15 protein-coding genes are annotated in these 12860 nt (G+C 73.3%); 8 read left to right on the top strand and 7 right to left on the bottom strand.

Annotated elements, in window-relative coordinates; all coding sequences use genetic code 11:
• The first annotated feature begins 54 nt into the window (after positions 1 to 54).
• From DN069_RS40075 to DN069_RS16020, 4 genes are all read left to right on the top strand, one after another.
• A complete protein-coding gene (locus DN069_RS40075) occupies positions 55 to 207 on the top strand; it encodes a hypothetical protein (protein WP_165845517.1) in 153 nt (50 codons plus the stop codon).
• A gap of 96 nt (positions 208 to 303) precedes the next feature.
• Positions 304 to 942: a DUF6758 family protein gene (locus DN069_RS16030; protein WP_111501661.1), complete on the top strand. Its 639-nt coding sequence runs from the start codon at positions 304 to 306 to the stop codon at positions 940 to 942.
• 70 nt (positions 943 to 1012) lie between these two features.
• Positions 1013 to 1861 (top strand): PHP domain-containing protein, encoded by an 849-nt coding sequence (locus DN069_RS16025; RefSeq protein ID WP_111501660.1) that lies wholly within the window; start codon positions 1013 to 1015, stop codon positions 1859 to 1861.
• Positions 1862 to 1972: 111 nt separating this feature from the next.
• Complete coding sequence (locus DN069_RS16020) at positions 1973 to 2443, top strand: hypothetical protein (protein WP_111501659.1); 471 nt, start codon at positions 1973 to 1975, stop codon at positions 2441 to 2443.
• A 21-nt stretch (positions 2444 to 2464) separates the two neighbouring features.
• Here the strand turns inward: DN069_RS16020 and DN069_RS16015 are convergent, their stop codons facing one another.
• Positions 2465 to 3085, bottom strand: coding sequence for a suppressor of fused domain protein (locus DN069_RS16015; protein ID WP_111501658.1), 621 nt, complete (start codon positions 3083 to 3085; stop codon positions 2465 to 2467).
• Positions 3086 to 3142: 57 nt separating this feature from the next.
• Positions 3143 to 4144 (bottom strand): DMT family transporter, encoded by a 1002-nt coding sequence (locus DN069_RS16010; RefSeq protein WP_111501657.1) that lies wholly within the window; start codon positions 4142 to 4144, stop codon positions 3143 to 3145.
• Between the two features lie 164 nt (positions 4145 to 4308).
• Here DN069_RS16010 and DN069_RS16005 point away from each other — a divergent pair, with 164 nt between their 5' ends.
• The 4 genes from DN069_RS16005 to DN069_RS15990 all read left to right on the top strand — a co-directional run bounded on the left by DN069_RS16005 (position 4309) and on the right by DN069_RS15990 (position 8115).
• Positions 4309 to 4848, top strand: coding sequence for a hypothetical protein (locus DN069_RS16005; protein ID WP_111501656.1), 540 nt, complete (start codon positions 4309 to 4311; stop codon positions 4846 to 4848).
• 185 nt (positions 4849 to 5033) lie between these two features.
• Positions 5034 to 6353 (top strand): magnesium transporter MgtE N-terminal domain-containing protein, encoded by a 1320-nt coding sequence (locus DN069_RS16000; RefSeq protein WP_111501688.1) that lies wholly within the window; start codon positions 5034 to 5036, stop codon positions 6351 to 6353.
• Positions 6337 to 6903 (top strand): DUF1003 domain-containing protein, encoded by a 567-nt coding sequence (locus DN069_RS15995; RefSeq protein ID WP_111501655.1) that lies wholly within the window; start codon positions 6337 to 6339, stop codon positions 6901 to 6903. The genes DN069_RS16000 and DN069_RS15995 overlap by 17 nt, the downstream gene beginning before the upstream one ends.
• A gap of 57 nt (positions 6904 to 6960) precedes the next feature.
• Positions 6961 to 8115: an Mrp/NBP35 family ATP-binding protein gene (locus DN069_RS15990; protein WP_111501654.1), complete on the top strand. Its 1155-nt coding sequence runs from the start codon at positions 6961 to 6963 to the stop codon at positions 8113 to 8115.
• An 88-nt stretch (positions 8116 to 8203) separates the two neighbouring features.
• Here the strand turns inward: DN069_RS15990 and DN069_RS15985 are convergent, their stop codons facing one another.
• The 5 genes from DN069_RS15985 to sigE form a co-directional block, all read right to left on the bottom strand.
• The gene (locus DN069_RS15985) at positions 8204 to 8857 is read right to left on the bottom strand and encodes a hypothetical protein (RefSeq protein WP_243639286.1); all 654 of its coding nucleotides are present in this window, start codon (positions 8855 to 8857) and stop codon (positions 8204 to 8206) included.
• Positions 8858 to 8962: 105 nt separating this feature from the next.
• A complete protein-coding gene (locus DN069_RS15980; RefSeq protein ID WP_111501653.1) occupies positions 8963 to 9412 on the bottom strand; it encodes a sec-independent translocase in 450 nt (149 codons plus the stop codon).
• A 111-nt stretch (positions 9413 to 9523) separates the two neighbouring features.
• Positions 9524 to 10882: a S1C family serine protease gene (locus tag DN069_RS15975; protein ID WP_111501652.1), complete on the bottom strand. Its 1359-nt coding sequence runs from the start codon at positions 10880 to 10882 to the stop codon at positions 9524 to 9526.
• Between the two features lie 199 nt (positions 10883 to 11081).
• The gene (locus tag DN069_RS15970) at positions 11082 to 12011 is read right to left on the bottom strand and encodes an anti-sigma factor family protein (RefSeq protein WP_116513683.1); all 930 of its coding nucleotides are present in this window, start codon (positions 12009 to 12011) and stop codon (positions 11082 to 11084) included.
• Complete coding sequence (gene sigE / locus DN069_RS15965) at positions 12008 to 12847, bottom strand: RNA polymerase sigma factor SigE (protein WP_243639285.1); 840 nt, start codon at positions 12845 to 12847, stop codon at positions 12008 to 12010. The genes DN069_RS15970 and sigE overlap by 4 nt, the downstream gene beginning before the upstream one ends.
• Between the last annotated feature and the right edge of the window lie 13 nt (positions 12848 to 12860).

Genomic DNA, 12860 nt, shown 5'->3' with positions numbered 1-12860 from the left:
CGACCCGCAGGATGGTGTCCGTAGCCGGGTTGGTCCAGCTGAAGGGAGAGGTCCATGCGCTTCGAGATCCTCCGCCTCGACGAGAGCGGAACGCCGGTCGGGGAGAGCCAGATCGCCGAGGCGGACGCGGTCCGTTCCATCGTCGACCACGCCGCCGCGACGGGCGATCGCCTCTATATCCGACCCCTCGCGAACACCACGGTCTGACCGCTCCGCAGGCCTCGGGGATCCCTCGAAAGAGGGGTCGCCCGCGCGGGTGATCGTCCTTGACGGACCGGGCGGGAGAGAGGACCGTGGTCCTCTATGAGGGGCGAGCCCAGTTGCCCGAGGTGCGGGGGCCGAGTCCGCGCCCCGGGGTTGTTCACCGACACGTGGCAGTGCGACAGACACGGGACGGTCTATCCCCTGCAGCCGATCGTCCCGCCCAGCGTCGAGGCGCTGGGCGTCGCTGTCGCGAGGGCCGAGGTGCCCGTCTGGCTGCCCTGGCCGCTGCCGGTGGGCTGGCTGTTCACGGGCATCGCACACGCTGGTGACGATGTCTCGGGAACGCGGGCGACGGCCGTCGCCTGCTCCGGGCCGGGTCCGCTGGGCGGGCCCGGAGAGCTGCTGCTGATCGCCGAGGAGCTCGGCGTCGGCCTGGGCGCGCGCTACGCCGGGCTGTCCGGGCCCGATCCGGGCGACGCGATCGCGGTGAACCGCCCGCCGCACGCGAAGGTCCTGGCGGCGGGGCGCCCGACGGCGCTCTGGCACGTCCCGGACGCCCCCGACGACCGCGCCGTCTTCGTCGGTGAGGCGCGCGGGCTGTGGCTGTGGGCGGTGGTCTGGCCGGAGCGCTCCGGCCTGCTGATGTACGACGAACTGGTGCTCACCGACCTCCGCGACGCGGGAGCGGAGCTGGAGCTGCTGCCCTGCGGGGCGCTGTCGCCCCGCATCCTGAAATAGCAGGGCGGCGAGAGGCAGCGCAGCGAGACAGCCGCCCCGGTTGTCGGGGCGCTCCCCTACGCTGGACGGCATGCGCATCGATCTCCACGCCCACAGCAACGCCTCCGACGGCACGGACTCCCCCGCGGAGCTGGTGCGGAACGCCGTGGCCGCCGGGCTGGACGTCGTCGCGCTGACCGACCACGACACCACGGCCGGCTGGGCCGAGGCCGCCGACGCGCTGCACGGGACGGCGTTGACGCTGGTGCCGGGCGCGGAGCTGTCGTGTCGCGTCGAGGGCATCTCGATGCACATGCTGGCCTACCTGTTCGACCCGGAGGAGCCGGCGTTCGCGCGGGAGCGCGAGCTGGTGCGGACGGACCGGGTGCGGCGGGCGCAGGCCGTCGTCGAGCGCTGCCGTGCCCTGGGCGCGCCCATCACCTGGGAGCAGGTGCTGCGGATCGCGGGCCGTGGCGCGGTGGGGCGGCCGCACGTCGCCTCGGCGCTGGTCGAGGCGGGGGTCGTGGCGGACGTGGACTCCGCCTTCAGCAAGGAGTGGCTCGCCAACGGCGGGCGGGCGGACGTGCCCAAGCGGGAGACCGACCCGGCCGAGGCGGTCGCGCTGGTCCGCGGGGCCGGCGGCGTGACGGTGTTCGCGCACCCGGGGGCGTCCAAGCGCGGCCGCACGGTCTCGGAGGCGACGATCGCGGATCTGGCCGCGGCGGGTCTGACGGGGCTGGAGGTCGACCACCTGGACCACGACGAGGAGACGCGCGCCCGGTTGCGCGGGCTCGCGGCCGAGCTGGGCCTGCTGGTGACGGGTTCCTCGGACTACCACGGCAGCCGAAAGACCGTCAGGCTCGGCGCGGACACCACGGATCCGGCCGCCTACGAGGCCCTGGTCGGGCTCGCCACGGGGGCCAAGCCGATCACCGGCTGAGGCGGTCGAACCCGGCCATACTCGCTGTCCTAAAACCTGCTAGCCTCTGGCGTCTCTCGACGGGCGCCGGGGAATCGCGCCCGTCCCTTTTCTTCCTCCCGGGGTGGGTACATGGCGATTCGCCGTGCAAAGCAGAAGCAGCAGGTCATCGAGAAGCTCTCGCAGGTGGCTCCTCCCGGTGAGCAGTTCATCGCGTGCGTGCACGTGGAGACCGGGCCGAGCCCGTGGCTGAACGCGGTCTTCGACGAGGTGCCGGTGCTCGGGCTGGTCGTCGCGCTGACCCGCAAGTTCTACTTCCTGACGCTGACCAACACCTCGATCGTGGTGAACTCCGCGAGCCGCTTCACCAACCGCCCGGGCGAGGTCGTCGCCGCCTACCCGATCCCGGCCTTCCCGGCCAGCCGGATCAAGCGGGCCACGGTGTGGAGCTCGATGTACGTCGAGATGACGCCGGGCACCAAGCCGACCCGTCTGAACATCCACCGCTACTGGCGGGGCGAGCTGGACCAGCTGCTGGCCGCGCTGCCGCAGGCGCAGGTCCCGGCCCAGGGCGGCGCGCCGGCCGGTCAGCCGCAGTACTGACCCCGATGGTCTGATCCGGCGTCACATGTCGCCGAGGGGCACGGACTTGCGCTGCTGATCACGCAGGTCCGTGCCGTGGCGCAGCCAGCGCTCCTGGAGCTCGGCGGCGCCGTGCACGCGCTTGTGGGCGGCCTCGTTGGGGGTCATCGGCAGCAGCGGCAGGAACCGGACCGGCTCGGCGGGCTCGGGGAGCTCCAAGTCCTCCACCAGTCCGCCCGGTTCGGCGACCAGGAAGCCCGTGAAGGGCGCATTCGGCCAGAGCGGTTCGCCGAGGTCCAGCGAGGCACCCGGAGCCACGACCAGCCCCTCCACCTGCGGTGCGGCGGCGAGCGTGGCCAGCGGGCGCAGCAGCCCGTCCTGACCGCCGCGGACGGTGACCACGAGCTCGACGCGCGGTCCGGCGACCGGGTCGGCCACCAGCGCCGTCGGGTCCGTCATCGGCGCGGCGGACATGCCGAGGGTGGCGTACCGGTACAGGCCCTCGGGCTGCGGGAAGCGCAGCACCTCGATCCGGTCGGTGCCGAGGAAGGTGATCGCGGCGCGGCCGTCGGGCTCACCGAAGGTGCTGATCAGACGCGCCTCGACGGCGGCGAGGACGGCGTCCGGCGCGGACGGGACGGACGAGTCGGCGGCGTGCGGCATACGCAGAGCCTACGTCCTGGTCACCGGGGCCCCGGTCGGGGCCGGCCCGGCAACAGCTCAAGCGCCCTGCCCGGAGCGGCTGCTGCTGCCACGGATGATGAGCAGCAGGCCGGCCAGGATCATCGCCACGGCCGGGTAGACCGCGACCGGCGGCAGCTGGCCGAGCCAGACGGCGGCGATCAGTGCCGCGCCCGGGGTCTCCAGCAGGATCGCGGTGGAGACGAACGACGGTCCCAGCGTGCGCACCACTCGGTTGCTCAGCGAGTGCCCGAGGAACTGCGCGGACGCGGTGAGCAGCACGATCTGCCACCAGGCGGTGGGGCTGTAGCCGGTCAGCGACTGCCCGGAGAGCAGGCAGGCCACCAGCAGCAGCACGGCCGTCGTCGCGTAGCAGACGAAGGTGTAGGCGGTGGTGCTGACGGTGCGTCGCACCTCGCTGCCGAGCAGGAAGTACCCGGACGCGGCCATGCCGGCGCCGAGGGCGAGCAGGTCGCCCAGGACCGCGCGCGAGGAGAGCGTCAGGTCGAAGCCGGTCAGCAGCACCACACCGGCGAAGGCGAGCCCGATGCCCACCCACACCACGCGCGGCGGACGGTGCCCGCGCAGCCGCAGGTAGAGCGTGGTCCACAGCGGGGTGGCGGTGCACAGCGCGGTCGAGGTCGCGACGGAGGTCAGCCGCAGGCTGGGCAGCCACATCGCGAAGTGCAGCGCGAGGAACGCGCCCGCGGCGAGCGAGAGCCCGACCGTGCGCCTGGTCATCGCCCGCAGCTCGCCGCGGTGCCGCAGCAGCGCGATCGGCGCGAGGATGCCGGTGGCCATGCAGTTGCGCCAGAACGCGATGGCGACGGCGGGCGCGGCGATGGCACTGATCAGCGGCGCGGACAGCGCGACACCGGCGACGGCGAGCGCGAGCAGCACGAAGTCGATGCGCGGCACGGCCGACAGGTCCGGATGCAGGCCGACGGCGGCCGGACCGGCGCCCGGCTGAGCGGCGCCCGCCTGCCGGGACGCGACCGCGGGCGCGGCGGGCGAGCTCGCGCTCTCGGCGGTGCTGGACACGGGCCACTCCTCGGCACGACCACGCGGGAACCGACGCAGAAGAGGTCGGTAAGGGGCGTTTCGATGGTAGGTGACTGACAGGCTCGGCTTCCACGGAGTTCCACGCCCTGGACGTTCCACGTCTCGGGGCCGAGACGCCGCCGGAGACCCAATACCCTGTGGGCATGACTGCTGAGCCGAGTGCCGAGCTGCTGGATCGCGCGCTGGTCGAGGAGGCCGCGAGGAAGTCCGGCCTGCTGTGGGTGCGACGCGACGGCGGACGCGACCGGGCGCTGTGGCACGCGTGGGTGGACGACGCGGTGGTGCTCGTCGGCGACGGCGGCGAGCAGCCGTTGGAAGGCCTCGCCGAGGGCCAGGACGTCGTCGTCACCCTGCGCAGCCGGGACAAGTGGGGCCGACTGGTCGCCTTCCGGGCACGGACCGAGCTGCTGGCCCCGCGCTCCGAGGCGTGGCAGGCAGCCGTGGACGAACTCAAGGGCAAGCGGCTCAACGCGCTGGACCACGACGGGGTCGAGGAGCGCTGGGCCCAGGACAGCCGGGTGCTGCGGCTGGCACCCCAGGGCCACAGCGTCGAGCACCCCGGCGCGATGCCGGACGGCGCCCACACGGCGCCGCCGGTGCCGACCGCCGCCACGACCCGGCGGCCCATCCCGGCCGCGCTGCCCAAGCTGCTCCTCGGCCGTAAGCGCCGCCGCCAGGCCTGACCGCCCAAGGGCTGCCCGCGCCCGCCGGAGGCCCGCTCGGCCGACCGCGCCCACGCGGGGCCCGTCCCGGTGACCCCTCGCGCGCACGCGGGGTGCAAAAGGGGGCAGACCTCTCATACCAGGTAGCCTGGCCCCCTGGAGCGGGTTGTCCGTCGGGCGGGGTCATTGGGAGGTATCGCGTGAGCGTGGGCGCCGGTGCCTCGCGGGTGTTCGTCTCGCATCTGGCGGGGGTGGCGGTCTTCGACCCCAACGCCGACAGCGTCGGGCGGGTCCGCGACCTGGTGGTGACCCTGCGGCTCGCCGGACGGCCGCCGCGGGTGCTCGGGTTCGTGGTCGAGGTGCCCGGCAAGCGCCGGGTCTTCCTGCCGATGAACCGCGTCACCAGCGTGGAGTCAGGCCAGGTGATCATGACCGGCGTGATCAACATGCGCCGCTTCGAGCAGCGCCCGACCGAGACGCTCTGCCTCGCCGAGCTGCTGGACCGCCGGGTCACCCTGCGCGAGTCCGGGCCGTACGGCGAGGAGGGCGAGACGGTCATCGTGCTCGACGTCGCCATGGTGCGCGCCAAGGCCCGCGACTGGGAGATCGACAAGGTCTTCGTCGAGAAGGGCCGCGGCGGCCGGCTGCGCCGCAAGGGTGAGACCTTGGTCGTCGAGTGGTCCGCCGTCACCGGCTTCGCGCTGCGCGAGGAGGACCAGGGCGCGGCCAACCTGCTCGCCACCTTCGACCGGCTCCGCCCGGCCGACCTGGCCAACGTGCTGCACCACCTCTCGCCCAAGCGCCGCGGCGAGGTCGCGGCCGCGCTGGACGACGAGCGTCTGGCCGACGTCATGGAGGAGCTGCCCGAGGACGACCAGGTGGCGATCCTGGCCGGGCTGCACCAGGAGCGCGCCGCCGACGTGCTGGAGGCGATGGACCCCGACGACGCGGCCGACCTGCTCTCCGAGCTGCCGGACGAGGAGGCGGAGCAGCTGCTCCAGCTGATGGAGCCGGACGAGGCCGAGCCGCTGCGCCGCCTGCTCACCTACGCGGAGCACACCGCCGGCGGTCTGATGACCACCGAGCCGGTCGTGCTGCCGCCGGACGGCACGGTCGCCGAGGCGCTGGCCCGGATCCGCCACGAGGACCTGAAGCCCGCACAGGCCTCCGTCGTCTACGTGTGCCGGCCGCCGCTGGAGACGCCGACGGGCAAGTACCTCGGGCTGGTCCACTTCCAGCGGCTGCTGCGCGAGCCGCCGTTCACGCTGGTCGGCTCGCTCGTCGACCGTGACCTCGACCCGCTCACCCCCGCGACCGAACTGCCGAGCATCACCAGCTTCCTGGCCACCTACAACATGGTGGCCGCGCCGGTGGTCGACGAGGCCGGCAACCTGCTGGGCTGTGTCACCGTCGACGACGTGCTCGACCACCTGCTGCCGGAGGACTGGCGCGAGTCCGCGCTCCACGGCGGCGCGCCCCGCACCCACCACGGCGAGGAGGTGACCTCCGATGGGTCCCACAGCTGAGCAGAAACCGAACCAGCCGCAGCCGCTGAAGCAGAAGCGGCTCCGGCTCGACCAGCCGCAGCGGCCTTCCCGGCTCGGTCTGCCGCAGCCCGACCCCGACGCGTTCGGGCGCTTGTCGGAGCGGTTCGCCCGCTTCATGGGCACCGGGCGCTTCCTGGTCTGGATGACGATGGTGATCCTGCTCTGGATCGCCTGGAACGTGGTCATGCCGTCGGCGGTTCGCTTCGACGAGTACCCGTTCATCTTCCTGACCCTGGCCCTGTCGCTGCAGGCCTCCTACGCCGCGCCGCTGATCCTGCTGGCGCAGAACCGGCAGGACGACCGCGACCGGGTCAACATGGAGCAGGACCGGGCCCGCGCCAGCCGCACCGTCGCGGACACCGAGTTCCTCACCCGCGAGGTCGCCGCGCTGCGGCACGGCCTCGGCGAGGTGGCCACCCGCGACTTCCTGCGCAGCGAACTGCAGCAGCTACTGAAGGAGATGGACGCCCGCGACGGCGACGGCCGGGGCCCGGAGGACCCGCGTGTCGTGGCGTCCGACCTGGTGTGATCTGCTCCACGCTACTGACGGGTCAGCGGGCCTCCCGGCCCGCCGTACCATTCGGGTATGGCAACCGACACTGAGGCGACCCCCATCGAGGAGTCCGTGCGCGCCGCGCTGGCGAAGGTGCAGGACCCGGAGATCAACCGGCCCATCACCGAGCTCGGCATGGTGAAATCCGTGGCGGTCGACGCCGCGGGCGGCGCGAAGGTCGCCGTCTGGCTGACGGTGTCCGGCTGCCCGATGCGCGACACCATCACCACCCGCGTCCGCGACGCGGTCTCCGCCGTCCCCGGCATCTCCTCGGTCGAGGTCGAGCTGGACGTGATGAGCGCCGAGCAGCGCAAGGAGCTGCAGACGACGCTGCGCGGCGGCCAGGCCGAGAAGGAGATCCCCTTCGCCAAGCCCGGCTCGCTCACCCGCGTCTACGCGGTCGCGTCCGGCAAGGGCGGCGTCGGCAAGTCCTCGGTGACGGTGAACCTCGCCGCCGCGCTGGCCGACCAGGGCCTGAAGGTCGCCGTCGTCGACGCCGACATCTACGGCCACAGCGTGCCGCGCATGCTGGGCGCGGAGGGCCGGCCGACGCAGGTCGAGAACATGATCATGCCGCCGTCCGCGAACGGCGTGAAGGTCATCTCGATCGGCATGTTCACCCCGGGCAACGCGCCCGTCGTGTGGCGCGGACCGATGCTGCACCGCGCGCTGCAGCAGTTCCTCGCGGACGTCTACTGGGGCGACCTCGACATCCTGCTGCTCGACCTGCCGCCGGGCACCGGCGACATCGCGATCTCGGTCGCCCAGCTGATCCCGAACGCGGAGATCCTGCTGGTCACCACCCCGCAGCAGGCCGCGGCGGAGGTCGCGGAGCGGGCCGGCACGATCGCGCTGCAGACGCACCAGACGATCGTCGGCGTCATCGAGAACATGTCCGGCATGCCGTGCCCGCACTGCGGCGAGATGGTCGACGTCTTCGGCACCGGCGGCGGCCAGACCGTCGCCGACGCCCTCACCCGCGCCACCGGCGCGAAGGTCCCGGTCCTCGGCAACATCCCCATCGACGTCCAGCTCCGCCAGGGCGGTGACGAGGGCAAGCCCATCGTCCTCTCCGACCCGGACTCCCCGGCCGGCAGCGCCCTCCGCGCCATCGCCACCAAGCTGGCCTCCCGCCAGCGCGGCCTCTCCGGCCTCTCCCTGGGGCTCACGCCGAAGAACAAGTTCTGACGACGACCGGCCCGACCGGCTGCCACACGAACGCCGACCGCTCCTCTCGACGGGGCGGTCGGCGTTCGTCGTCGGGAAGCCGCTGCGGCTAGCCCGCGTAGGGCGTGAAGTCCGTGATCACCGTGAAGCCCAGGCCGTAGGCGCTGACGCCGCGGCCGTAGGCGCCGAGGTGGGCGTCGTCGGCGTTGCCGGCGAGGACCCAGCCGTATTCGGACTCGCGGTAGCGGAAGGGCTGGGGGGTGCCGTTCACCGGGAGGGTGAGGGAGGACCAGGCGGGGCCGTCGAGGTCGTCGGCGAGGTCCCAGGCGAGGGCCGTCTGCTGGTCGAGCCAGTCCTGGCGGAGCGAGCGCTCCATCGGGGCGTGCTCGGTCGCGGTGAGCAGGCCGGAGCCGGCCAGCCAGGCGGCCGCGGAGACGGAGGTCGCCTCCAGCATGCCGGTGCCGTTCTCGAGGCGGCGGGCCTCGCGGCGGGCGACGGTCACCACGACGGCGAAGCGCCGGCCCTCGGCCGGGTCCTGGGCCAGGTAGGAGCGGACCGGCTCGTCGCCGTGGCCGAGGAAGCCGTAGTCGACGGTGCGGCCGTCCGGCGAGGTACCGGTGGTGCCGTACCAGCGGCGGCCGGTCCAGGCGTCGTCCAGGCCGTACCAGGGGAAGTCCACCCCGCCGAAGCCCGGTCCCGCGGGCTTCGCCTCCGCCCGCGGCTGCTGGTCCTGCTCGGCCACGGTGTCGCTCGTGGTGTCCATTTCGGCCCTCCTCTTGGTCCGCCCCGGCAGAAGATTACCGGGGCGGACGGGGACGACCGTGTAGGGAAGGGCTGACGCGCGCCTGAGCCTCCGTCAGAGCCTGCGTCAGGTGGCCTCGAGGTCGTAGGGAGGCCGCTCGTCGGGAGTGGCGGCAGTGGCCGGAGCCGCGGGCGCGGCCGGGGTGCCGTTGCCCTCGGCGGCGACCTGGCCGAGCGGGTCGTTGCGGACCGACTTCACCGCCGCGGCGGCGTCGCTCGCGTCGCGGGTGAAGCCGTTCTTCAGCTCCTGGATGTCGCCCAGGCCGAACTCGTCGCCGTGCCGCTGCATCTGCTTGCGCACGAAGGTCTTCGGGTTCAGGTCCTGGAACTCGAAGTCCTGGTACTCCGGGCCCAGCTCCTTGCGGATGTCCTCCTTGGCGCTGTCGGAGAACTCGCGGATCTTCCGGATGATGCCCATCGCGTCCTGGACCAGCTTGGGGAGCTTGTCGGGGCCGAAGATGACCACGGCGAGGACGACGAGCACCACCATCTCGAGCGGGCTGATGTCGAAGAACATGCGGTCGGCTCCCCTGCTGACGTGTGGACGGCTCCAGCGTAATCGCCCGGACGCCAAGACGTACCCGGTGCCCCGTGAACCGGGGGTGTGAAAAGGGGAACGGGGACGGCCTCAGGCCTTGGTCGAGGTGCTGTCGGTGGGTTCCGAGGTGAGCTTCGCCTCGATCTTCAGGCTCGCGCCGTCGCGCAGCACGGTGAGCTCGGTCGTGCCGTTCGGCTTGCGGCCGCGGATCAGTGCGATCAGGTCGTCCGCGTCGGTGACGGCGACCCCGTCGGCCGCCGTGATGACGTCGCCCGCCTCCAGCTTGGAGCCGCGCTGCTGCACGTCGGTGACCTTGGCGCCGCCGTCGAAGCCGCGGTCCAGGGTGACGCCGAGCATGGGCGGGGTGGCCCGGCCGACACCGATCAGCTGCGCGGCGACCTCGGTGGCCTGGTCGATCGGGATGGCGAAGCCGAGCCCGATGCTGCCGCTGGTGCTGTCGCTGCCGTAGGGGTCGGAGCTGTCCGGGTCGGAGGAGCGGATGACGGTGTTGATCCCGATCACCGTGCCGCTGGCGTCCAGCAGCGGGCCGCCCGAGTTGCCGGGGTTGATCGGCGCGTCGGTCTGCAGCGCGTCGAGGTAGGAGTGGCCCGCGGGCGAGTCCAGGCTGCCGGACATGATCGGCCGGTCGACGGCGCTGACGATGCCGGAGGTGACCGTGCCGCGCAGGCCGTAGGGTGCGCCGATCGCCATCACCGACTCGCCCACCTGCACGTTGTCGGAGTCGCCGAAGGTCGCGGGGGTGAGCCCGGAGACGCCCTCGACACGCAGCACGGCGAGGTCACTGCCCACGTCCCGCCCGACGAGAGTGGCCGGGTGGTGCTGACCGGTGCTGAAGGTGACCGTCACGGTGCCGACGGCGCCCTGCGGGGCGATGACGTGGTTGTTGGTGAGGATGTGCCCGTTGGCGTCCAGCAGGATGCCCGTGCCCGCGCTGCGCTGGCCGCCGGCGTCGACCTGGAGGTAGACCACGCCCGGCAGCACCGCGTGCAGCACCTTCGCGGTGCGGCTGGACTCGGCGGACGCGGCGCCCGACTGCTGGTGCAGGGTGAGCCGGCCGCCTTCCGCGGCCCCTTCGACCCCGACTCCGAGGCCGCCGCCTATCAGGCTGGCGACGACCACGACGAAGGCGATGATCAGCAGCCCCCTGGGCGAGCTGAGCGCGGGCGTGGTCCGGCGCCGCCGCGGCCCGGCAGGGCCGCCCCACGGCTCCTCGTTCGACCGCTGCGTCGGGATGCTCCCGCCGTCGGCCCCGCTGTCCGTCGCGCCACTCGTCGTGCCGCTCGACCCGCCGTCCTCGGCGCCCGTGGGCCCCCCGAAGATCGCGCCGCGCCGCGCTGCCGCGCCGCCGGGGTGGCTCCACCATGCGGGCGCGGGCCGCCCGGCACGCTGCGGCGCCTCCGGCTCCTCCACCTGGTGTTCCGCTGCCATGCCGAACTGCTCCTCCACGCCTGCTGCCCTGGCATTGAAACAGGTCGGGGGCGATCGAGGCTATGCCCGAGTGAATGTTCCCAGTTAACGAACAGGTGACTGAACAGCACACCGACAAAAAGCCGTCGGCCCGCACCGCGGCTGTCGCGGTACGGGCCGACCAGGCAAAAAAGCCTGCGGTGGCCGACTCACCACCAGGTCACTGGCGGAACTGGGAGGCCGGATAGAGGTTGGGCGCCGCGGTCGGGCGGGCCGGCGACGGGTGCGCGGCGGTGCCCGCGTGCTGGCGGGAGTCGTCGATGCGCGAGGCGTCATAGGCCAGCTGACCGGTGGAGGGCACGTAGTTGCCCGCCGGCGCGTAGTTGTTGCTGCCCGACAGCGGGGCGACACCGTGGGGCGCCTCCGAAGTGGCGGTGACCCCGGTGAGCGCGGTGCTCAGCGTGACCGCGGCGACGGAGAAGGCGCCGGCCGCGGCGAAGACCAACCGACGGCCGCGCGGCGCGGCGGGCGCGCTCGGCGCGACCGCGACCACGGGCTGGGCCGGGGCCATCGAGCCTGCGGGGTCGGACCCGGAGCGCAGCCGTGCGGCTATCGGACGCTCGGCACGCGGCTCACGGCCGCGCTCACGCCGGGCGCGCGGGTCGACGCCGGGCAGCGGACGGTCCGCGCCGAGCGCGCCGTTGCCGAAGCTGCTGCCGCGCAGACCGCCCCCGCCGAGCCCGCCGGTGGCGCCGAATCCGGGGCCCTGGGCGGCGGAGCCACCGAAGAGGGATCTGACGCGCGAGGGCGTGCCCTGGGGTGGGCCGCCCGCGTCACCCTCGTCGTCGGCGGCGGAGATGGACATCAGGCGACTGAGGAAGACGTCGCTGGGCGCGGGTGGCAGGACCTCGCGCAGTCGCGACTTGAGCCGGCGCTCCTCCTCCGCCTCGGCCAGGCAGTCGGGGCAGGTGGCCAGGTGCGCCTGGACGCGCTCACGGGCGCCGTGGTCGAGCTCGCCGTCGACGAACGCGGCGAGGCGGTCGCCGAGGTGGTGCTCCTGCGGAGCCGGGGCGTTGACGGCCACGGAGACCTGGGTCACCCGCAGCTCGCCGACCTCCGGCCGCGGGGCGCGGCGGGGCTGCTCGCTCACGAGGACCGCCCCCGATCGAGGGCGTCCGCGGCCAACAGCCGGGCCTCGGCCTCGACGTCCACGCCACCCCGGCGCTCACGGCCCTCGCCCGCGCCCGGGGCGCGGTGCTGCAGGGCGGCGCGCAGGTGCGCACGGCCGCGGTGGATGCGGCTGCGGACGGTGCCGAGCTTGACGCCGAGCGTCGCGGCGATCTCCTCGTAGGACAGGCCCTCGATGTCGCAGAGCACCACGGCGGCCCGGAACTCCGGCGCGAGGGAGTCCAGCGCGTGCTGGACGTCGGCGTCGAAGTGGGTGTCGTGGAACTGCTGCGCGGGCGACGGCTCCCGGCTGGGCAGCCGCTCGGCGGCGTCCTCGGCCAGGGCGTCGAAGCGGATCCGCTGCTTGCGGCGGACCATGTCCAGGAAGAGGTTGGTCGTGATCCGGTGCAGCCAGCCCTCGAAGGTGCCGGGCGTGTAGGTGGAGAGCGACCGGAAGACGCGGACGAAGACCTCCTGGGTGAGGTCCTCGGCGTCGTGCTGGTTGCCGGTCAGGCGGTAGGCGAGGCGGTAGACGCGGGCGGAGTGGGTCTGGACGATCTCCTCCCAGCTGGGCGGGGTCCAGGCAGCCGTCGCACCGGACTCGTCGAAGGACGCGGTCTGACCCTCGGCGACGCCCTCCAGGGCGGCCGGGAGACCGTTCGACTCCGTCGCGTCGACGGGCGCGTTCTCGGGCTGCGACTCACTCATCACGGGCTTCGGCCTGTGGGCCGGCGCGGGGCCGCGAAGATCGCGCGAACGGGCGCCCCCCTCAGCCACACCTCCTCGATCGGCTCTTCTGCCTAGCAGGGCCACCACCATATCCGCACCACCC

Source organism: Streptacidiphilus pinicola, from assembly GCF_003258295.1.
Taxonomy (GTDB): domain Bacteria; phylum Actinomycetota; class Actinomycetes; order Streptomycetales; family Streptomycetaceae; genus Streptacidiphilus; species Streptacidiphilus pinicola.
This window is presented reverse-complemented; position numbering and strand designations above follow the sequence as displayed.